Source organism: Mesorhizobium sp. M0060, assembly GCF_040323155.1.
Lineage (GTDB): Bacteria > Pseudomonadota > Alphaproteobacteria > Rhizobiales > Rhizobiaceae > Mesorhizobium.
Genome location: NZ_JAMYUP010000025.1, coordinates 37284 through 56468, shown reverse-complemented (window position 1 = coordinate 56468; position 19185 = coordinate 37284). Strand labels below are relative to the sequence as shown.

Here is a 19185-nt window from a genome sequence, read left to right as displayed (position 1 = left end):
ACAGGGCGGCTGGCGCATAGCGTTGGGCCATGACCGCCCAAGCACTGCAAATCGAAGCCGACACCAAAGCTCGTCGCGGCTTCCTGCTGGCGCTTGGCGCCTACCTCCTTTGGGGGCTGCTGCCCTTCTACATGAAGGCTGTCGCGCATCTGCCGCTGGCCGAAGTCATCGCCCACCGCATCGTCTGGTCGGTGCCGATCGCCGCCGCCGTCCTGGTCTGGGCAGGCCGCACTGCCGATTTCAAAGCGGCAGTCCGTTCGCCGCGCATCATTTCGATGGCGGTGCTGACGGCGGCGCTGATTTCCATCAACTGGGGCATCTATGTCTGGGCGATCGCGGTCGACCGCACCATCGAGACCGCGCTTGGCTACTACATCAACCCGCTTGTTAGCGTCGTTGTCGGCGCGCTGCTGCTCGGCGAGCGGCTCGACCGCCTGCAGATCGCGGCGGTGGTGCTGGCGGCAATCGCGGTCGCGGTGCTGACGATCGACGCCGGCAAACTGCCTTGGGTGTCGCTGGTGCTGGCGTTTTCCTTTGCCGCCTATGCCTTCTTCCGCAAAACGCTGCCAATCGGCCCGAGCCAGGGCTTCCTGCTTGAAGTGCTGCTGCTGTCGGTGCCGGCGCTCGGCTACATCATCTTCCTGATCGCCACAGGACAGGATCATTTCGTCTCCAGCTCGTTGAACGACACTGCCTTGCTGATCGGTTGCGGACCGGTCACCGCCGTGCCGCTGCTGTTGTTCGCGTTCGGCGCCAGGCTGCTGCGCCTCTCCACCATCGGCATCATGCAATATATCGCACCGACGATCGTCTTCCTGATCGCGGTGCTGATCTTCGGCGAGCCGTTCGGCGGCACCCAGGCCATCGCCTTTGGCCTGATCTGGACAGCGCTGGCGATGTATTCCTGGTCGATGTTTTCTTCGGCGCGAAGGGCAGGCGCTACAACCGTCCGAGCCGCCTGACGAAGAGCTAGGTGACTGCCGCGATAAGCGGCGACACCGCAGACAACGCTTCCTTGATGCGACCGAGCCTCCAGAGCAGCCGCCACGCTTTCACGCGCAAGTTCCGCCTTGGATTGAAAGTGCGGATATAAGACGCCGTTCGCGCCGTATTATTCATGCCGGAGGGCAGATCGGTCGCGATTCCTGGTCCTTATGCTAAGATTGCAGGCAACGGATCACGAGCGCCGCTGTTTCGAAGCAATTGGAATAATAAGCCGTTGACTTGCGTTTACGCAAAGAGCACGACGCAAATCCGTGCGGAGGACGTCCGATGAATGCCGGCTTCCCGCGAAACTTGGTCATAGCCGTATTGGCAGCGCTCATGGTGAGCTGCGCTGGCGTTCCGGCGCAGAAAACGGGGACAATAACCGGCTATGGCCCCAACCCCACTTTACCGAAACCAAGGCCTACGCTGATCCCGACCGTTAACATCGCCGAGGCGAAAGGCTGGCAGAACGGCGGTATGCCGACCCCGACGAAGGGACTGAGAGTGAACGCCTTCGCCACCGGCCTCGACCATCCGCGCTGGCTACATGTGCTTCCGAACGGCGACGTGCTGGTTGCCGAAACCAATGCCCCTGCTAAGCATGACGAAGGCTTCAGCCTGAAAAAGGTCTTCATGGGACTGGCTATGAAGCGGGCCGGCGCCGCGACCCCAAGCGCCAACCGCATCACGCTCCTGCGTGACACCAATGGCGACGGCATTGCGGATGTGCGCAGGACATTCGCCGAAGGCCTCAATTCACCCTTCGGTATGACGCTGTCCAAAGGCAAGCTCTATGTCGCCAATACCGACGCGCTCGTCGCTTTCCCCTACTCCAATGGCCAGACCCAGGTCACCACGCCGCCGGAAAAGATCATCGACTTGCCGGCCGGAGACCTCAACCATCATTGGACCAAGGACGTGATCGCAAGTCCGGATGGACGCACGCTCTATGTCACCGTCGGCTCGAACAGTAACGTTGGAGAAAACGGCATGGCCGCGGAGAAGAACCGCGCCGCCGTCCTTGAAGTGGATTTGTCCAACCGCCGCACCCGGGTCTTCGCGTCGGGGCTGCGCAACCCGAACGGGCTCTCCTGGAACCCTGAAACTGGCGAGCTTTGGGTCGCCGTGAACGAGCGTGACGAGATCGGCGACGATCTCGTGCCGGATTACATGACCTCGGTTCGCGACGGCGCTTTCTACGGCTGGCCCTACAGCTACTACGGACAGAACGTCGACAAACGCGTCAAGCCGCAGCGCCCCGATCTCGTGGCGAGGGCGATCAAGCCCGATTATGCGCTGGGTTCCCATACGGCCTCGCTGGGACTTACCTTCTCCAAGGGCGCGCAGCTCGGTCCGGCCTACGGCAACGGCGCCTTCATCGGCCAGCACGGCTCGTGGAACAGAAGCGTGCGCAGCGGTTACAAGGTGATCTTTGTGCCGTTCCGTGCTGGCAAACCGAGCGGTCTCCCGAAGGACGTGCTCACTGGCTTCATCGGGCGGAATGGCACGGCGATGGGCCGTCCGGTCGGCGTTGTTATCGATCAGGCCGGCGCACTGCTCGTCGTCGACGATGTCGGCAATGTCATCTGGCGGGTCAGCCGAGCCAATCGCCGTTGAGCGCAGGCTGGTCGCCGCCATCCGCGTCCGTTCGATGTCGCCGATGCTCACCGCTTCGGCCCGAAGCCGGGATAGGGCTGCAGCGGCACAACGGCGGCAATGTCCATCATGCCGGCCTTGACCAGCGGCAAGGTTGCGAGATGGCGGCGCACGTCGGCATCGCTGCCGGCTTCGAACATCATGCCGCTGCCGGGAATGTCGCCTCGGTTCCAGACCTGACGCATGACACCCTCGGCGTAGAGCGTTCGGCGCTGCTCGGATTCGCCGGGCAGCAGCGGCGCAAAATCGGCGTCGGCGAACTTTTCGGTGTTGCGCGCAAGAAGGGCAAAGAACTGCATCGGAATCTCCTGACGTTGGCAGTTGGAATGGCGAAACTATTCGCCTCGACTGGCCAGACAGTCCAAGACTGATTAGGCTAAAGTTGAGACCTCACGAGACTTGAGCATCGGAGCAAACAATGTTCGACCTGCGCCAGCTCCGCTATTTCATTGCCGTCGCTGAAACCGGCAATGTCGGGCGTGCCGCCGAATTGCTGCATATCTCGCAGTCGCCGCTCAGTCGTCAGATCATGCAGCTGGAGGAGCAACTGGGCGTCGCATTATTCGAAAGGGCGAGGCAGCGCGTTCATCTTAATGCCGAGGGCCGCGCCTTTCTCGCCGAGGCGCGGGCGTTGCTGGCCCATGCAAGGCGGCTGGAGGAGCTCGGCCGCAATCTCGCCAGCGGCACCGTCGGCCGTCTCGCTATCGGCTATGTCGAGGGCGCGGTCCATGCCGGGCTTGTCGCCCGGATGCTGCGTCAGTTTCGCCGCGATCGGCCCGAATTTCATCTTCAACTGAAGGGCCAGCGTTCCGCCGCGCAGATCGAAGCGCTGCGTGAACGATCGCTCGATCTGGGGCTCGTTTACACGCCTCCTTCTGCCGACGATCCCGACATCGCCACCATGCTCATCATGCGCGAGCCGCTAGTGCTGGCATTGCCGGAAGGTGATCCATTGGCCGATATCGCCAACATACGGCCGCAGCAACTCGATGGACGCGCCTGGATCACGGTGGTGCGCCAGCCCGACGACACCAATCGCAGCCAGTTTGTCGCCGCCTGTGCGAAGGCCGGCTTCCTGCCCGACATTGCCTATGAGACGACCGATCCGTTGACGTCGCTGGGGCTGGTCAGCGCCGGGCTTGGGCTGGCGACGGTGCAGGCCAGTCTGCGCAGTGCCGCGCCGCCTCAGATCGTGTTTCGCGATCTGCCGTGGTTCGAACGCACTGTCTCAATCCATCTTGCCTGGCGGCGTCAGGACAAGCGCGCGGTCATCGCAGACTTAAGGAAGGCAGTAGGGCAGGAGTGAATGGTGAATAGTGAATAGTCAGTAGTCAGTAGTCAGTAGTCAGTAGTCAGTAGTCAGTAGGGGGATAGACAGGCGCCGGTTCGGAAGGTCTCGTACTTCACTATTCACTATTCACTATTCACTATTCACTATTCACTATTCACTCTACATCTTATCAATCACCGACTGCACGCCCTCCGTCGGCGCATCGACGGACGATCCCGCCACCATGATTGCGGCGACGATTGCTTCCGGGTCCTCGACTACCAGGGGCTTGACCCGCTGCGCGGTGTGGATGAAGCCTTCCGTTGCCATGTGGTCGAGCAGCGTCAGCATCGGATCCCAGAACCCTCCGACGTTACCGAAGACGATCGGCTTGCGGTGATGGCCAAGCTGCGCCCAGGTCATGATTTCGACGATCTCCTCGACCGTGCCGATGCCGCCGGGCAACGCCACAAAGGCGTCGGATTTCTCGAACATCCTGTGTTTGCGCTCGTGCATATTGTCGGTGATCACGAGCTCGTCGAGCCGGTGAAGCGCGGTTTCGGTCGCCTCCTTGTTGATCAGAAAACGCGGAATGATGCCCGTTACCTTGCCGCCGGCCTTTAATGCCCCCTCAGCGACGGCACCCATGATACCTTTGGTGCCGCCGCCATAGATCAGACGCAGGCCGGACTTGGCGATCGAGCGGCCAAGCAGGTGTCCGGCCTTGATATAGGTTTCATCACGGCCCGGAGACGAGCCGCAATAGACGCAGACAGATCGAATCGTGTTCATGTGATGATTGGTGATAGGGACTATTGGCGTGGTCAAGCCCTGGGGCGGGCTTTTTCTTGTCGGCTTTGGCAAAACAGGCTAGACCGAAATTAGGTGGCTAAGGGGCAGGGAAACATGAAAATCAATCCATTGAAGGCGTTTTTGTTCGCGGCCGGAGGCTCTGTCGCCGCGGCGGGAACCGCCTACGTATCGGGCGCACTCGACCCGTATCTCAATTCCATCCCGCCGGCGGAAGTCGCGGCACTGACGCCGCCGGCTTCGAAACCGGCCGCTCCGGCGACCGAGAGCCGGCTGCCAGCAGCGCCCGCCGCGTCCACCGATGCGGCGACGCCCGCCGCGCCGGCCGCCGCAGGTGCGATCGTGCCGACCTTCGACATCGTGCGCGTCGAAAGCAACGGCTCGATCGTCGTCGCCGGCAATGCAGCGCCCAATGCCAAGGTCGAGATCCTCAACGGTTCGACTGTGCTCGGCTCGACGGTCGCCGGTCCCGATGGCGCCTTTGCGATTATTCTCGACGATCCGCTGAAACCCGGCGACTATACGATCACGCTGCGCTCGACGACCGGCAATGTCCTGACCGTGTCGCCGCAGACCGCCGTCGTTTCGCTCCCCCAGAATTCCACCGGCCAGGTGCTGGCGATGGTCGAAGAGCCGGGCAAGCCGTCCGAACTGCTCACCGTTCCGGCCCCTGAGGCAAAATCTGACGCATCGCCGCCTGCCGGCGAACAGGCGGCCGTTCAGCCACCCGCCACCGGCACCGAACTGCCGGCTGCGGCAGCGCCGGCGCCAGCCGCCCCGGCGGCTGATGTTCCAGCAGCGCCTGCGCCTGCTGCGCCGGCCGCTGTTGGAGCAGCGCCGGCTCCGGCAGCGCCCGCCATACCGGCAGCGCCTGCTGCTCCCGCGGCGGAGCCCAAGATCGTCGTCGAAGCCGTCGAAATCGACGGCAACAAGATTTTCGTTGCCGGCCTCGCCGATCCCGGCCGCAAAGTGCGCGCCTATGCCAACGATATCCTGCTCGGAGATGGCAAGACCTCGCCCGACCGCCACTTCCTGGTTGAAGCGACACGCGACATCCCGGTCGGCACCTACACCATCCATGTCGATGCGCTCGACGCCGACGGCGTGAAGGTGGTGGCCCGTGCCGCCGTGCCGTTCGAGCGCGAGCCGGGCGAGGCGATTGCCGCCGTCGCGCCGGCCGAGCCGAAGCCTGCCGAGATAAAACCAGCCGAGCCGAATGCTCCGGCGACCGAAGACGCGCCGACTACACCGGCAACGGCCGCCGAAACGCCTCCTGCCACCGAGGCTCCGGCCGAAATGGCCGTCGCAACGCCTGCGGGCGAAACTCCCGAGACCGTGGCGCCTCAGCTCGAACATGCCGATGGCGCAGTCATTATCCGCCGCCATGACACGCTGTGGCGGATTTCGCGGCGGGTCTACGGCCAGGGCATGCGCTACTCGACCATCTATCTCGCCAACCAGGACCAGATCAGTAATCCCGATCGCATCTGGCCGGGGCAGGTGTTCAAGGTGCCGGAGAAATCGAAGGAAGGCGAGCCCGCCGATCTCAAGGCAATGGGCGACCAGATGACGACGGCCCCAGTCAAGACCGAGTAGCCATTCTGCCCATCAGGGCAGCTTGCGGCAGGACCCATCATCGTTTATCGCCGATAAACGATGACCAAATCCCCCCTCGAAACGGACGGAAGCCGCGCGGCAGACAAATGCGCGCCCATTAGCTGCACGCCGGACAGCCGGGCCGTCGCCGTTCGGCTTGCGGCGCTTTCGCATCCGGCGCGGATCGAAATTCTCAAACACCTTTCCGCCAATCGTTCCTGCTGCTGCCGCGAGGTCGTCGAGCATTTCGATCTGGCGCAGTCCACCGTTTCCCAGCACCTGAAGATCCTGGTCGAAGCCGGGCTAATCCGCTTCGAGCCTGACCGCCAGCGCTCGCGCTATGAACTCGACCGTGCCGCGCTCGCCGACGTTTCCGCATCGCTAGCCGCACTCGTCAATTCCTGCTGCAGCGCCAGCTAAGAAATACGAAAAGGCAATAAGAATGGCCGAAAAGACCGTCTCCGCCGATTCCGGCTCGACCTTCGGAACGTTGCGCAATCTTTGGCCCTATATGTGGCCGGCCGACCGCGCCGACCTAAGGGCGCGGGTGGTGTGGGCAACCGTGCTGCTGGTCGTCGCCAAGCTGACCCTGGTGGCCGGACCCTATTTCTTTAAATGGGCGACCGATGCGCTGGCCGGCGACTCCAAATCTGCGCCGCCGCTGCCGGTCTTTCTGCTGGCGCCGGTCATGCTGGTCGTCGCCTACAATGCCGTGCGGCTGGTGCAGCTCGGCTTCAACCAGTTGCGCGACGCCTTGTTTGCACGGGTCGGCCAGCATGCCGTGCGCCGGCTCGCCTTCCGCACCTTCGTGCATATGCACGAACTGTCGCTGCGCTTCCACCTCGAACGGCGCACCGGCGGCCTGTCGCGGGTCATCGAGCGCGGCACCAAAGGCATCGAGACGATCGTCCGCTTCGCCATGCTGGCGACGGCGCCAACGATCGTCGAATTCGCGCTCACCGCCGGCATTTTCGCCGTTACCTATGGCTGGCTCTACGTGCTGGTGATCGCGGTCACGGTCTCGCTCTATGTCTGGTTCACCGTCAGGGCGAGCGACTGGCGTATTTCGATCCGCCGCGAGATGAACGATAGCGACAACGAAGCCAGCACGAAGGCGATCGACTCACTGCTCAACTACGAAACAGTCAAATATTTCAACAACGAAGCCATGGAGGCCGAGCGCTTCGACCGTTCCACGGCGCGTTACGAGCTGGCTGCGACCAAGACCTGGACCTCGCTCGGCTGGCTGAACTTCGGCCAAGGCGTGATCTTCGGCATCGGCATGACCGTCGTCATGGTGATGTCGGCGCTCGAGGTGAAGGCAGGCACACGGAGCGTCGGCGATTTCGTCTTCGTCAACGCCATGCTCATGCAGCTTTCGGTGCCGCTCAATTTCATCGGCATGATCTACCGCGAAATCCGCCAGGGCCTGACCGACATCGAGAACATGTTCGATCTGCTCGACGTCAAGCGGGAGATCGTCGATCGGCCAGGCGCCAAGCCACTGGTCGTCGATGCCGGCAAGGTCGAGTTCCGTGACGTGCATTTTTCCTACGACCCCAACCGCAAGATCCTGAAGGGCATCAGCTTCGAGGTGCCGGCCGGCAAGACGGTGGCCATTGTCGGCCCCTCCGGAGCCGGCAAGTCGACCATTTCGCGGCTTTTGTTTCGCTTCTATGACATCCAGCGCGGCAAGATTCTGATCGACGGCCAGGACATTCGCGACGTGAAGCAGGAGAGCTTGCGTGCCGCGATCGGCATGGTGCCGCAGGACACGGTGCTGTTCAACGACACCATCGCCTACAATATCCGCTACGGCCGCATGGGCGCCAGCGAGGACGATGTGCGCAAGGCGGCAGAACTGGCCCAGATCGGACCGTTCATCGAGCGGTTACCCGACGGCTACCGTTCAATGGTTGGCGAGCGCGGGCTGAAACTGTCTGGCGGCGAGAAGCAGCGGGTGGCGATCGCCCGCACCATCTTGAAGGCGCCGCCGATCCTGATGCTCGACGAGGCGACCTCGGCGCTGGACAGCCACACCGAGCAGGAGATCCAGGCGGCACTCGATCTGGTCAGCCAGGGTCGCACCACCATCGTCATTGCCCACCGGCTGTCGACGGTGATTTCGGCCGACGAGATCATCGTCCTGCAGGACGGCCAGATCGCCGAGCGCGGCACCCATGCCGCCTTGATGACCAAGCGCGGCCTCTATGCGTCGATGTGGGACCGGCAGCGCGAGGCGACGGAGGCCGAGGAGCGGCTGCGCATTGCCCGCGAAAGCGACGAGTTCGGCGTCGTCGTCCGCCGCCGCACCTCGGAGGTGAGCTGAAAATTCGTGCTTGACCTCAACTTAAGTTGAGATCGTAGGTCGTTTTGGATCGCAGCAAGAATGCGTGGTTCAAAACGGAGACAATCGATATGAGTGGGATAAACCAGGCAGCTAATGGCGGCAGCGTGTTCAGGGTCGACAAGTTTGTCGTTCCGGCCAACGCCCGCGAGGAGATCCTTGCCAAGGTCCGGATAACACATGAACTACTGCGCCGGCAGCAAGGAGTCGTCCAGGATTTCCTGCTTGAGCAATTCTCGGGGCCAGGCGAGGTCAACCTCGTGACCATTGTCGAATGGGAAGGGCAGGCCGCCGTCGACAAGGTCGTGCCGATCATCAAGACTGCGCATGAGCGCATGGGCTTCAATCCTCAGGAGACCCTGGCACGACTTGGGGTCAAGGCCGATATCGCCAACTATCAGCGGATTCCCGGCGTGTAAGTTCTCTACGGCCAGCCGGCGCCCGGTGCGGGAGCCTCGATGCTGAGCACTTGGCCGGTACGGGAATCGCTGATCATATGTTCGAAGCCGCGCCATTCGGCGGCGACGATGAACAGCGTTTTTCCCTCGCTGCCGCCGAGCATGCAGGCAAAGCAGCCGCGATCGACATCGACGCTTTCGAGCATTGCGCCGCCCTCGCGTACCCGCACGCAATGCCTGTTGGGAACGTCGGCATACCAGGCCGCACCTTCGGCATCGAGGCAGATGCCGTCGCGAAAACCGTTGCCGAGATTGGCCCAGACCCTCCGGTTGGAGAGGCTGCCATCGGCAGCGACGTCGAACGCAGTCAGCCTGTTGGCGTGGGATTCGGCAACGACAAGCGTCTTGTTGTCAGGCGTCATCGCCATGCCATTGGCAAAGGCGAGGTTCTCAGCCACCTGCCGAACCGAGCCATCAGGCGCGACCAGCACGATGGTGCCGGGGCCGAAATGCTGGCCGGGAGCAGGCGCCGGCCCTCCGCCATTGACATAGATGTTGCCGCGTCCGTCGACGACGATCTCGTTCCACGGGCTCTTTGACAGGGGTCTCAGATCGGCATGGATGACTAGCGTCCCGTCCGTCTCCTGTCTGAGGATCAGCCCTTCGCGGCCGGACACGACAAGCAGCCGCCCGTCCGGCAGCCAGTCGATGGAATAAGGCAGGGTGGCCGGTACGGTAAGCACGATCTCGCTGTTGCCTTGGCTATCGACGGCGATGATCTGGCCCGTGCCCCAGTTGCAGAACCAAAGCCTGCCATCATGCCAGCGCGGTGACTCGCCGAACGCCAGGCCGTTCATCACTACTCGCGCTTGCCTGGCTGCTGATTTCTGCATGGGCCGTGAACCTCCGGGTTGCGCAAATCGTCGTGGCCGAAAGGCTGACGAGAGGTGCTGTCTTTCCAAGGACGGGCGGGGGCGCCTCGTGCCGACAATCGCGATGAACATATTTCCGGTTGACCACTTCAGCAGTCCGGATGCCGCTGGCACTCCTGAGGCGGCACGCCGCCGTCACCCGACCGCCGGATTGCCGCGTTGCGACTGCGGGGTGTTTCCGCTATTGAGGCCGGACCTGAAACCAAGGTTGTCCTCATCCTATGAGCCTTGTCGACACGATCAAGAATGCGTTCGTTCCGATCCATCGCGAGGGTTATCCCTTTATCGCTGCGTTCGGCGCAGCGACGCTGTTTCTTGGCTATTTCTCCTCGACCCTGTTCTGGATCGGTCTCATCCTGACCGCCTGGTGCGCCTATTTCTTCCGCGATCCCGAGCGTGTCACGCCGATCGACGACCGCCTGGTGGTGAGCCCGGCCGACGGCATCGTCTCGGCGGTCGGCCCGGCCGTGCCGCCGCGCGAGCTTGGCCTCGGCGGTGGTGAAATGACCCGCATCTCGGTATTCATGAACGTCTTTTCCTGCCACGTTAACCGCTCCCCGGTGCGTGGCCGCATTTCCAGGATCGAGCATCGGCCAGGAAAATTCCTCAACGCCGAACTCGACAAGGCAAGCACCGAGAATGAACGCAACGGGCTGGTCATCGAAAGCCCCAACGGCACGGTGGCCGCGGTGCAGATCGCCGGCCTGGTGGCGCGGCGCATCGTCTGCTGGGCCGAGACCGGCGGCGCCATCGGCACCGGCGAGCGTTTCGGGCTCATCCGCTTTGGCTCGCGCGTCGACGTATTCCTGCCCTCGACCGCGACGCCGCGCGTCGCCGTCGGCCAAACGGCGGTTGGCGGTGAGACGGTGCTGGCGGAATTCGGCGGCGTTGCCGCAACGCCGCTCGTGCGGATCTCCTGACCGGTGGCCCCGCCGTTCAAGAAATTCGAGGCGCATGGCGGCGGCGGCCCGCGCATCCGCGAAATCCCGATGCGCATGGTGCTGCCCAATCTGGTCACCGTGCTCGCCATCTGCGCCGGCCTGTCCGGCATCCGCTTCGGCTTCGAAGGCCGCTTCGAGCCGGCGGTGGTGATGGTGCTGCTCGCCGCCTTCCTCGACGGTATCGACGGCCGCCTGGCGCGAATGCTGAAGGCGACCTCCAAATTCGGCGCCCAGATGGATTCGCTGGCCGATATCGTCAATTTCGGCGTGGCACCGGCGCTGGTGCTTTATGCCTTTCTGCTCGACAGGGCTGGCTCGCCGGGCTGGATCGCGGCGCTCCTGTTCACGATCGCCTGTGGGATGAGGTTAGCTCGCTTCAACGTACTTGACGAAGAGATCAACCGTCCGCAGTGGCAGACCGAATATTTCGTCGGCGTGCCGGCGCCGGCGGGTGCGGTGCTGGTGATGCTGCCGCTCTATCTGTTCTTCCTCAGGCTTGGCCTTGAACCCAGCCGCTTGGCGGCCTTCATTGCCACCGGCTTTACAATATTAGTGGCGTTCCTGCTGGTCAGCCGACTGCCCGTCTATTCCGGCAAGAGCGTCAGGATACCGGGCGACAGGGTGCTGCCGATCATCCTCGCCGTCGTCCTCTACGTGCTGCTTTTGATGACCTATCCCTGGTATACGCTGACGGCGTCGGTCGCCGGCTATCTGCTCTTCTTGCCGTTCAGCGTGCGCGCCTACTCCAGACGCGCCAAGCGCGAAGGCGAGAAGGTGCCGTCTTCCGACATCGGCTGACAGATTTGTTGCCAAATTCGCCCTGCGCCTGGCAGTGCAAGATTCCGAAAAAGGTCATCAGTTTGGATTAGGGAGCCGCTCGCAGAGCACGCGGCGCAGTGGAACGTGCGTTTTGGGAACTTGCTGGGCGCCTTGACCGTTTGTGGATAAATGCGTCCAAGCGGCAGCTCGGGATTGCGTCGCCAAGGTCGCCTAACAGGCGTAGAACCTGAGGAAAAAGCGAGGAGAAATGGCTGTCATCCTCATCGGCGCGCTGCTGACTGTCGCCGGCCTTGTATATATGGCGGTCGCAGCCGTCATGCGCGGGCGGCTCAGCGATCCGACCCCCTTTTCCACCGCTCGGCACAGCCCGACGCCAAATCTCGCAACACCAGGCCCAACCCTGGAGCCGCGACGGCGCGGGCTCCGTTTTCTCGGCCTTTCACAGAATTGGCCGGGCCTGCTGATGATGGCGGTCGGCGTCATTCTGCTGTTATCGGTAGCGGTCCTCTAGAGTTTTCGACGAGGTCTGGAAAACTTCAGGCGGCAGCGCTCAGTCCCAGCCTCTCGAGTGCCAGTTTTCTAGTCGAGACATAGTCGGTTTTGCCAGAGCCCAGCACCGGGATCTCCTCGACCTTGACGATGTCGTTCGGCACCATCAGTTCGGCCGCCCCGGCTTTTTTGCCGAATTCGCGCAATTCGTCGGGATCGGCATTGTCGGCGGTGGTGACCAGAACGATGCGCTCGCCGCGCCGCTTGTCCGGCACCGCCACCACGGCGTGATGCTCTTCCGGCCACAGCGACTGCACCAGCAGCTCGACCGCACCAAGCGACACCATCTCGCCGGCGATCTTGGCGAAGCGCTTGGCGCGGCCGCGAATGGTGATAAAGCCTTCGCGATCGACCGACACGATATCGCCGGTGTCGTGCCAGCCTTCGAGCGGCTGCAGTTCGCCCGGCCGATCGCCGGTCATGTAGCCCATCATCAGGTTCGGCCCGTCGAGCCACAGCCGGCCGGCGTCGCTGATGCCTTCGACCGGTTCCAGCTTCATGCGCATGGCCGGCAGCAGCCGCCCGACGGTGCCGTCGCGACCGTGGAGGGCGGTGTTGACGGCAACCACCGGTGCGGCCTCGGTCAATCCGAAACCTTCGATGATCTCGGCCTGGAAGCGTTCGCGATAAACCCGGCGCGTCTCCGGCTTCACCGCCTCGGCACCGGCGACGACGAAGCGCAGGCTGGAAAAATCGCCGTCCTTGGCGGTGCGGGCATAGTTGGCGAGGAACGTGTCGGTGCCGAACATCACGGTTGGGCGGACCTTGCGCGCCACCTCCGGAATAAGCTTGTAGTGGAGAGGTGAGGGGTAGAGGAACAGCTTTACTCCGGTGACCAGCGGCAGGATGGTGCCGCCCGTCAGGCCGAACGAGTGGAACACCGGCAGCACGTTGAGTAGGATGTCGGCCGGCGAGATGGTGATGCGGGCTTCGGCCTGCATCGCATTGGCAAGAAGGTTCCGGTGCGACAGCACCACTGCCTTGGGTGTGCCTTCCGAGCCGGAGGTGAACAGGATCACCGCCGGCTTGGCCGCATCCTGGCGTTGCAACGGCCAGCGCCACAGCAAGGCGGCTGCGAGCTTGTCTAGCGCGGTCACGCTTGCGCGAACATCCTCCAGCCACAGCAGTTTCGCCCCGCCTTTTTCCACCGCCTCGACGATGTCGGCGAGGTTGGCCTTTTCGACAAAGGCGCGTGAGGAGACCACGGTGCGGATTACCGCCGTGCGGATGGCGGCGGTGACGCTCGCCGGGCCGGCGGTATAGTTGATCATCGCTGCCACCCGCGCGGCCGACAAAACACCGACGAACGACAGCACGACGCCGTTGGCGTTGGGCAAGAGCAGCCCTACCGCTTCGCCCGGCGCGGTAATTGCCTCGAAGCGGCGGCCCAAAACCCTGGCGCCGATAAACATTTTCCGGTAGCTCAGCGCACCACCGACGACGTCCTCGATAATCGCATGCGAGGCGCCGACGCGGTCGGCGGCATCACGCATGGCAAGGAACAGCCCTCGGTCGAGATCATTGCCGAAAAGCCTGGCCTCGGCGAAGCGATCGAACAGCGCATTGGTATTGGAGGCCTGATCGGGGTTCCGCGCCACCAGCTCGGCGATGGTCATCGGCTCCAGCACGCTGATCGACAGCCGCGGAAACCAATGGCGCGGCGCCTTGTCCGCCGGCGTCAGCGACGCCGGCAGGCTGCGCGCCCCGGCAACGAAGATCGGCACGATGCGGGCGTCGGCCTGCATGGCGATACGGGTGATGGCACGAAACAACCGAAACGACTTGACGTCGGGCTCGACCGCATCCGGCAGGTAAACGGCGAGCCGGCCCTTGCCCTTCAGCACCCGCACCAATCTGCGGCTGACGAAGACATGCTCGGCGTTGAAGCCGATGGTGCGGCCAAGCTCGCGCCACGGCTCCAGCCACGGCGATCTGGCCGAAGCCTGGTCGAGGATGTGCAGCGTGTCCTCCGGCAGCAGCGACAACATCAGCGCCGGCTCGATGCGCGACTGATGCCAAATGACGTAGATGACCGGGGCCGCCGACTTGCGGGCAATCTTGACGCGCTCGTCACTGAGCCGGTAGGCGAGCTTGAACGGCACGTAGAGCAGCGCCTGGCTCAAGCGCAGGCCGAGGCGGAACTTCTCCACCACGCCGATCAGCAGCCAGGCCGCGACAAGACCCGCAAGCAGCGCCAGTGTCAGGATCATCGCCGCATCTCCCAACAATCTCACGTCGCGGCTCTTCGGTGGCCGCTTCGGGTGAGAACCTAGCCGAAGTTGGATCAACGTCAATGCGGCTTCATTCTTCCTTCTCTCTTGTCACCCTTGTCACCAGTGGGCTCGGCCGCCTTCTCCATAAAAGGCAGCTACGCCGCCTTCATCCTTCCGCTGATGAAGCGGAATTCCTGCGTCTTGCCGCCAAAGCCATAGGCGGCCGCCGGCACTTCGTGCACGAGGGCGTAGCTTTCCTCATGCACCTTGCCCAGCAACCGGCCGAATGCGGCGAAGATTGCCTGCAGATATGCTTCCAGTTCGAGCTTGGTGTTGGTGCCGTCGACAACCTTGATGTCGAGCCAAGCCGTGTTGGCGCCGTGCTGGGCCAGCGACTTGCCGCCGGCGAACCAGTGCTCGGGGTCGTGATAGGAAATGGCAACAGCTGTGATCGTCGGGTCCTTGCGCAGATGCGTGGCCGTCAGTTCGGTCAACTCCTTGGCAATAGCGGCGGACAAAGCGGCATCGGGCTTGCCGGTAACGCTGACATTGATGATCGGCATGTTTCTTCTCCTCGGTTTCAAGTGGCGTCTCTTCGCCGTCGACAAATCATGCCATCATTCTTGCGTCATGAAAATCGAATTGTTTTTGATAAATACTTTGATATTATCGAATTATGCAGGCGCTCGATCCCGACCTCCTCAAGACTTTCCTCGCGTTCGTCGATGGCGGCTCGTTGGCGCAGGCTGCGTCGATCGTCGGCCGCTCGCCGTCCGCAGTGACCGCGCAGATGCAGCGGCTGGAGGATGTTGTCGGCGAACCGCTGCTGGTGCCGCAGGGGCGAGGCCGTAGCCTGACGCCGGCGGGCGAGGATCTGGTCGGCCATGCGCGGCGCATTCTTGCTGCGCACCGCGATGCATGGCTGGCGCTGAAGGGGGCGCGTGCCAATGGGCGCGTCGCCATCGGCACGACGCAGGATTTCGCCGACAGCGGCTTGCCACAACTTCTCAGGGCCTTCGCTGTCAGCCATCCGCGCGTCAGGATCGAATTGCGCGTCGGCCGCTCCGCCGAACTGGCGCAGGCTCTGCAAGCCGGCACCCTTGATCTGGCCATTGCCATGCGACAGGTGCCGACGCGGGACGAAGTCGGCGTGCTCAGGGAGCCAATGATCTGGCTTTGCTCTCAGAACGGGCTGGCCACCCGCCAGAAGGAATTGCCCTTGGCGCTGCTCGATCCCCATTGCGGGTTTCGCGAAGCGGCGACCAGTGCACTGGATGCGGCCGGCCGTCGCTACCGCATTGCTGCCGGGAGTGCCAGCCTGGCCGGCCTGCGTACGGCGGTGCACGCCGGCATCGCCTTAACGTTGAGGACGGCGCGCTTCGCTCATTCCGGCATCGTCGAGGCGCCGCGCGATCTTGATCTGCCGCCGGTGCCGATCGCGGAATTCGCCATCCGCTTGCGTGAGGACGCCGACCGGCCGGCGCAGGATCTGGCCGCGTTGTTCAGCGGCAACCTGGCCTTGGCCAATTGAGCCAGCAAAGAAAAAGCCGACCTTGCGGTCGGCTTCTGAGTAGGACGGGCCGAGGGGTTTGGGGGGACTTGGGGTGGCCCGTCGCAGCCATAATGCCTGAGCCCGATGATGGTTCCATGACTTTTCAAATTTATTTTCAGGAACGGATTTCCCGTGATCGGACCACCAACTCGCCCTCGGGCGCGGCGAGGATTTGGTCAGGCATCCGCAGCGCGCTGCCTGGCCATCAGCCAGTCGCGGCCGGCGTGAGCGAACACCGCGCAAAGTACGATGGCGCCGCCGACCATGCTGGCGGGCGGCGGGATCTCTGCGAGGAACAGGAAGGCGAACAGGATCGCGAATGGCACTTCGGCCGAACCCAGCAATCCGGACTCGGCTGCCGGAATGAGCCGGGCGCCCTCCGTCCACAGGATCGAGGCCAGCGCGAACGAGGAGCCGAAGGTGGCTAGAAGCACTGCGTCCGTGGCCGAGACGGCCAGCGGATCGGTGACGAACCAGCCGAGCACGAACAGAAGGAATGCCGACACCGCACCCGCCCACACCACAGGCGTATCGCGAAAGGCGCGCACCATGATCATGTAGAGAGCGCTGCCGATCGTCATCAGCAGCGCCAACCCGTCGCCGAACAGATGGCCGGTGCCGAAGCCCGACCAGACCATGATTGCCACCCCGCACAGTGACACGGCGGCGGCGGCAAGCGTCTGCAGCCGGAACGGTTCGCGCACCAGCAGCAAGGCCAGCAGCGCGGTGACGAAAGGGGCGGTGGCATAGATGATCGCGACATTGGCGACAAAGGTGAACTTGAACGCCGAGATGAAGGCGATGCTGGCGAGCGCGCCCTCGATCGCCAGCAGCCAGCCGCGCCAGCCGAGCCGCAGGCTGTCGCGACCGCCGGAGCGGTGGCGGCGCCATAGCACATAAAGGCTGATCAGGATCGAGCCAACGAAGCCGCGCCAGCAGGTAATGGTCAGCGGGTCGGCATGGATCGATTTGGTCAGCACGCCGGTGAGGCCGAAGACGGCCGCCGACGCCGAGACCAGGATGATGCCAAGGGTACGTTCGCGGGCGCTTTCCACCGTGCCTGGCATGTCCAGCGATTCCGTCATCTCACCAGCCTACGCTGCCCAGTCCTGACACCATAGTGTCAGCAACGGTTGCCTCATTCTAAAGCCGCTTGCGGAAGTGTTCGTTGCCGATGATCAGCAGGCCGGCCGTAAAGATCAGCGCGGCTCCGAGAAGTACCTCGCGGCGCGGCACGTCGCCCCAGATCGCAAAGCCGAGCGCGAAGGCCCAGACCAGGGACGTGTATTCGAACGGCGCCACGATCGACACCGGCGCCCGCTTCATACCTTCGAACAAGAGGTATTGCGCGACGCCGCCCAACGCGCCGACGCTGAGCAGCAGCAGCATCTGGTTCCAATCGGGTCTCTGCCACAAAAGCAGGGCCGGCACCGCCGAAAACACCAGGAAGTAAAAATTATTGAGGATGAGCTGGATTGTCGTGCGCTCTGCCATCGCCGTCTTGCGCAAAAGCACGATGGCGATGCCCCAGAGCAGGGCGGCGGCGAGCACCAGCAGCATCGGCATCGACAGACCGAGATGGGCGGGGTCACAGGCCACGAAGACTCCGGCAAAACCGATCAGAACCGCCAGCCAGCGCAACATCGGCACTTTTTCACCGAGCATCAGCACCGAAAGCACGGTGACGATGATCGGCGCGGCATAATAGATGGTCGTTAGTTCTGCCAACTGGAGATATCTGGCGGCGTTGTAGTAGCAGAGCCAGGCGGCGAGTGTGAAGGCGCTGCGCACGAACATCGGCCTGACGATCCGCGAGCGTGCAGTGTCGTCGAACAGCTGGCGCCCGCCAAATGCCGCACATGCGATGAGAACGATGGCGCTCCGGATGAACATGATCTGCCAGACACTTATGCCGACGACCAGCAGCTTGATCGAGGCGTCCTGCATCGAAAACAGCAGGTAGGCAGCCCCGGTGAACAGGATGCCGGCACGAACCCTTTCGCGGGTGTCCAGAATGGCGATATCGGCCATATGTCCGGCGGCCTTACGAATGTGTTGCGAGAGACGGTGTGAAGGCGTTGGATGTCGGGCGCCCGTATCGTCAGGCTATACGGGCGAAATCTTGCCAAGCGCTACGCCAGCGGGGACTTGCGTTTGGGGCAGGCGGCATCGCCGTTGCGCAGCGATGCCGGGCAACTATGGGAGAGAAACGAAAATGGACGCGATCGCATTGAAGGCCATGCAGGCGCCGCTGAAGGAGGCCTATCGCGACGACGCCTCGCGCGCGCTGATTACTCTACGGGCCAAGGGCTCGATCGACGACCAATCGATCGCCTGCAAGGTCGAGACGGGCCGGGCGCTCGCCGTTGCCGGGCTGCATCCGGCAACCGGCGGTTCCGGCCTCGAACTCTGCTCCGGCGACATGTTGTTGGAGGCGCTGGTGGCTTGCGCCGGCGTCACGCTGAAGGCGGTGGCCACGGCGCTGGAATTCAAGCTTGGGGCCGCTACGGTGGAAGCCGAAGGCGATCTCGACTTTCGCGGCACGCTTGGCGTGGCAAGGGATGCGCCGGTTGGCTTCCGCGCCATTCGGCTGACATTCGGTCTCGACACCGACGAGCCGCAGGAGCGCATCGATGCGCTGATCAAGCTGACCGAGCGCTACTGCGTGGTGTTCCAGACCATCAACCAGAAGCCAGAACTGACCGTGAACGCACGGCGCTGAGGTTGCTGATGTCCCCCCTTGAGGGGGAGATGGCCGGCGGCCAGAGGGGTCGCCACGCGTGGAGCGCCAGCGTTCCTTTGTCCGCGATGGAGAGCCGCGTCAGGACGTGCCGACCCCTCTGCCGCCTTCGGCGACATCTCCCCCTCGAGGGGGGAGATTAAGCTCTACTGCGCCGACGGCTCCTCGGCATCGCCCTCGTCGGTGAATGGCGAGGCGCTCGGCACGCACTGCACCGACCAGCCGGCCGGCGTCGGCTGCTTCTGGTATTCGGTGACGGCGGAGGTGCATTGTTCGCGGGTGTCGAAGGTGCTGGGCAGCACGACCATGCCGCCTTGCGGACCAGCAATGACCAGATACCAAACCAACGCTACGCTCGGAGCCGCCATAGGATTTCCTCAATTTGTTTGTTGTGGGAGTCGACGCGATCCTATC

At 63.3% G+C, this 19185-nt stretch carries 20 protein-coding genes; 12 read left to right on the top strand and 8 right to left on the bottom strand.

Annotation, left to right across the window (positions count from 1 at the left end):
- Positions 1–29 precede the first annotated feature (29 nt).
- The gene (gene rarD, locus NKJ94_RS22385) at positions 30–962 is read left to right on the top strand and encodes an EamA family transporter RarD (protein WP_352527898.1); all 933 of its coding nucleotides are present in this window, start codon (positions 30–32) and stop codon (positions 960–962) included.
- Between the two features lie 310 nt (positions 963–1272).
- Positions 1273–2604, top strand: a complete 1332-nt coding sequence (locus NKJ94_RS22380; RefSeq protein WP_352527896.1) for a PQQ-dependent sugar dehydrogenase — start codon at positions 1273–1275, stop codon at positions 2602–2604.
- A gap of 47 nt (positions 2605–2651) precedes the next feature.
- Here NKJ94_RS22380 and NKJ94_RS22375 read toward each other — a convergent pair whose 3' ends face one another.
- Complete coding sequence (locus tag NKJ94_RS22375; protein WP_352527894.1) at positions 2652–2942, bottom strand: muconolactone Delta-isomerase family protein; 291 nt, start codon at positions 2940–2942, stop codon at positions 2652–2654.
- A 119-nt stretch (positions 2943–3061) separates the two neighbouring features.
- On the opposite strand from NKJ94_RS22375, the gene NKJ94_RS22370 reads away from it, so the two are divergent.
- Positions 3062–3949: a LysR family transcriptional regulator gene (locus NKJ94_RS22370; RefSeq protein ID WP_352527892.1), complete on the top strand. Its 888-nt coding sequence runs from the start codon at positions 3062–3064 to the stop codon at positions 3947–3949.
- A gap of 144 nt (positions 3950–4093) precedes the next feature.
- Here NKJ94_RS22370 and NKJ94_RS22365 read toward each other — a convergent pair whose 3' ends face one another.
- On the bottom strand, positions 4094–4705 hold the full coding sequence (locus NKJ94_RS22365; RefSeq protein WP_352527890.1) for an LOG family protein: 612 nt from the start codon (positions 4703–4705) through the stop codon (positions 4094–4096).
- Between the two features lie 114 nt (positions 4706–4819).
- Here NKJ94_RS22365 and NKJ94_RS22360 point away from each other — a divergent pair, with 114 nt between their 5' ends.
- The 4 genes from NKJ94_RS22360 to NKJ94_RS22345 all read left to right on the top strand — a co-directional run bounded on the left by NKJ94_RS22360 (position 4820) and on the right by NKJ94_RS22345 (position 9085).
- Positions 4820–6319, top strand: a complete 1500-nt coding sequence (locus tag NKJ94_RS22360) for a LysM peptidoglycan-binding domain-containing protein (protein WP_352527888.1) — start codon at positions 4820–4822, stop codon at positions 6317–6319.
- Positions 6320–6379: 60 nt separating this feature from the next.
- The gene (locus tag NKJ94_RS22355; RefSeq protein ID WP_352527887.1) at positions 6380–6739 is read left to right on the top strand and encodes an ArsR/SmtB family transcription factor; all 360 of its coding nucleotides are present in this window, start codon (positions 6380–6382) and stop codon (positions 6737–6739) included.
- 22 nt (positions 6740–6761) lie between these two features.
- Positions 6762–8648: an ABCB family ABC transporter ATP-binding protein/permease gene (locus NKJ94_RS22350; RefSeq protein ID WP_352527885.1), complete on the top strand. Its 1887-nt coding sequence runs from the start codon at positions 6762–6764 to the stop codon at positions 8646–8648.
- Between the two features lie 89 nt (positions 8649–8737).
- A complete protein-coding gene (locus tag NKJ94_RS22345; protein WP_352527883.1) occupies positions 8738–9085 on the top strand; it encodes an antibiotic biosynthesis monooxygenase in 348 nt (115 codons plus the stop codon).
- A gap of 5 nt (positions 9086–9090) precedes the next feature.
- Here NKJ94_RS22345 and NKJ94_RS22340 read toward each other — a convergent pair whose 3' ends face one another.
- The gene (locus NKJ94_RS22340; RefSeq protein WP_352527881.1) at positions 9091–9957 is read right to left on the bottom strand and encodes an SMP-30/gluconolactonase/LRE family protein; all 867 of its coding nucleotides are present in this window, start codon (positions 9955–9957) and stop codon (positions 9091–9093) included.
- A 260-nt stretch (positions 9958–10217) separates the two neighbouring features.
- Here NKJ94_RS22340 and NKJ94_RS22335 point away from each other — a divergent pair, with 260 nt between their 5' ends.
- The 3 genes from NKJ94_RS22335 (at position 10218) to NKJ94_RS22325 (ending at position 12228) form a co-directional block, all read left to right on the top strand.
- Positions 10218–10916, top strand: a complete 699-nt coding sequence (locus tag NKJ94_RS22335; RefSeq protein WP_352527879.1) for a phosphatidylserine decarboxylase — start codon at positions 10218–10220, stop codon at positions 10914–10916.
- A gap of 3 nt (positions 10917–10919) precedes the next feature.
- On the top strand, positions 10920–11735 hold the full coding sequence (locus tag NKJ94_RS22330) for a CDP-alcohol phosphatidyltransferase family protein (protein WP_352527878.1): 816 nt from the start codon (positions 10920–10922) through the stop codon (positions 11733–11735).
- A 229-nt stretch (positions 11736–11964) separates the two neighbouring features.
- A complete protein-coding gene (locus tag NKJ94_RS22325) occupies positions 11965–12228 on the top strand; it encodes a hypothetical protein (RefSeq protein WP_352527876.1) in 264 nt (87 codons plus the stop codon).
- 25 nt (positions 12229–12253) lie between these two features.
- Here the strand turns inward: NKJ94_RS22325 and NKJ94_RS22320 are convergent, their stop codons facing one another.
- Both NKJ94_RS22320 and NKJ94_RS22315 read right to left on the bottom strand, forming a co-directional pair.
- On the bottom strand, positions 12254–14476 hold the full coding sequence (locus NKJ94_RS22320) for an AMP-binding protein (protein WP_352527874.1): 2223 nt from the start codon (positions 14474–14476) through the stop codon (positions 12254–12256).
- Positions 14477–14634: 158 nt separating this feature from the next.
- Positions 14635–15042: a tautomerase family protein gene (locus NKJ94_RS22315; RefSeq protein ID WP_352527872.1), complete on the bottom strand. Its 408-nt coding sequence runs from the start codon at positions 15040–15042 to the stop codon at positions 14635–14637.
- A gap of 113 nt (positions 15043–15155) precedes the next feature.
- On the opposite strand from NKJ94_RS22315, the gene NKJ94_RS22310 reads away from it, so the two are divergent.
- The gene (locus NKJ94_RS22310) at positions 15156–16010 is read left to right on the top strand and encodes a LysR substrate-binding domain-containing protein (RefSeq protein ID WP_352527870.1); all 855 of its coding nucleotides are present in this window, start codon (positions 15156–15158) and stop codon (positions 16008–16010) included.
- Positions 16011–16207: 197 nt separating this feature from the next.
- On the opposite strand, the gene NKJ94_RS22305 is transcribed toward NKJ94_RS22310, so the two are convergent.
- Both NKJ94_RS22305 and NKJ94_RS22300 read right to left on the bottom strand, forming a co-directional pair.
- Positions 16208–17116, bottom strand: coding sequence for a DMT family transporter (locus tag NKJ94_RS22305; protein WP_502896118.1), 909 nt, complete (start codon positions 17114–17116; stop codon positions 16208–16210).
- Between the two features lie 58 nt (positions 17117–17174).
- Positions 17175–18062 carry a DMT family transporter gene (locus NKJ94_RS22300; RefSeq protein ID WP_352527868.1) on the bottom strand — a complete coding sequence of 296 codons (888 nt, stop codon included), beginning with the start codon at positions 18060–18062 and terminating at the stop codon, positions 17175–17177.
- A gap of 184 nt (positions 18063–18246) precedes the next feature.
- On the opposite strand from NKJ94_RS22300, the gene NKJ94_RS22295 reads away from it, so the two are divergent.
- Positions 18247–18753, top strand: coding sequence for an OsmC family protein (locus tag NKJ94_RS22295; protein ID WP_352527866.1), 507 nt, complete (start codon positions 18247–18249; stop codon positions 18751–18753).
- A gap of 164 nt (positions 18754–18917) precedes the next feature.
- Here NKJ94_RS22295 and NKJ94_RS22290 read toward each other — a convergent pair whose 3' ends face one another.
- Positions 18918–19139: a hypothetical protein gene (locus tag NKJ94_RS22290; RefSeq protein WP_352527864.1), complete on the bottom strand. Its 222-nt coding sequence runs from the start codon at positions 19137–19139 to the stop codon at positions 18918–18920.
- Between the last annotated feature and the right edge of the window lie 46 nt (positions 19140–19185).

Excerpts from the sequence above, each read along its gene's own strand:
- NKJ94_RS22325 (WP_352527876.1), top strand. The coding sequence starts at position 11,965 with ATGGCTGTCATCCTCATCGGCGCGCTGCTGACTGTCGCCGGCCTTGTA.
- NKJ94_RS22375 (WP_352527894.1), bottom strand. The coding sequence starts at position 2,942 with ATGCAGTTCTTTGCCCTTCTTGCGCGCAACACCGAAAAGTTCGCCGAC.
- NKJ94_RS22345 (WP_352527883.1), top strand. The coding sequence starts at position 8,738 with ATGAGTGGGATAAACCAGGCAGCTAATGGCGGCAGCGTGTTCAGGGTC.
- NKJ94_RS22360 (WP_352527888.1), top strand. The coding sequence starts at position 4,820 with ATGAAAATCAATCCATTGAAGGCGTTTTTGTTCGCGGCCGGAGGCTCT.
- NKJ94_RS22305 (WP_502896118.1), bottom strand. The coding sequence starts at position 17,116 with ATGACGGAATCGCTGGACATGCCAGGCACGGTGGAAAGCGCCCGCGAA.
- NKJ94_RS22380 (WP_352527896.1), top strand. The coding sequence starts at position 1,273 with ATGAATGCCGGCTTCCCGCGAAACTTGGTCATAGCCGTATTGGCAGCG.
- NKJ94_RS22340 (WP_352527881.1), bottom strand. The coding sequence starts at position 9,957 with ATGCAGAAATCAGCAGCCAGGCAAGCGCGAGTAGTGATGAACGGCCTG.
- NKJ94_RS22310 (WP_352527870.1), top strand. The coding sequence starts at position 15,156 with ATGCAGGCGCTCGATCCCGACCTCCTCAAGACTTTCCTCGCGTTCGTC.
- NKJ94_RS22315 (WP_352527872.1), bottom strand. The coding sequence starts at position 15,042 with ATGCCGATCATCAATGTCAGCGTTACCGGCAAGCCCGATGCCGCTTTG.
- NKJ94_RS22370 (WP_352527892.1), top strand. The coding sequence starts at position 3,062 with ATGTTCGACCTGCGCCAGCTCCGCTATTTCATTGCCGTCGCTGAAACC.
- rarD (WP_352527898.1), top strand. The coding sequence starts at position 30 with ATGACCGCCCAAGCACTGCAAATCGAAGCCGACACCAAAGCTCGTCGC.
- NKJ94_RS22320 (WP_352527874.1), bottom strand. The coding sequence starts at position 14,476 with ATGATCCTGACACTGGCGCTGCTTGCGGGTCTTGTCGCGGCCTGGCTG.
- NKJ94_RS22300 (WP_352527868.1), bottom strand. The coding sequence starts at position 18,062 with ATGGCCGATATCGCCATTCTGGACACCCGCGAAAGGGTTCGTGCCGGC.
- NKJ94_RS22365 (WP_352527890.1), bottom strand. The coding sequence starts at position 4,705 with ATGAACACGATTCGATCTGTCTGCGTCTATTGCGGCTCGTCTCCGGGC.
- NKJ94_RS22350 (WP_352527885.1), top strand. The coding sequence starts at position 6,762 with ATGGCCGAAAAGACCGTCTCCGCCGATTCCGGCTCGACCTTCGGAACG.
- NKJ94_RS22290 (WP_352527864.1), bottom strand. The coding sequence starts at position 19,139 with ATGGCGGCTCCGAGCGTAGCGTTGGTTTGGTATCTGGTCATTGCTGGT.
- NKJ94_RS22335 (WP_352527879.1), top strand. The coding sequence starts at position 10,218 with ATGAGCCTTGTCGACACGATCAAGAATGCGTTCGTTCCGATCCATCGC.
- NKJ94_RS22295 (WP_352527866.1), top strand. The coding sequence starts at position 18,247 with ATGGACGCGATCGCATTGAAGGCCATGCAGGCGCCGCTGAAGGAGGCC.
- NKJ94_RS22355 (WP_352527887.1), top strand. The coding sequence starts at position 6,380 with ATGACCAAATCCCCCCTCGAAACGGACGGAAGCCGCGCGGCAGACAAA.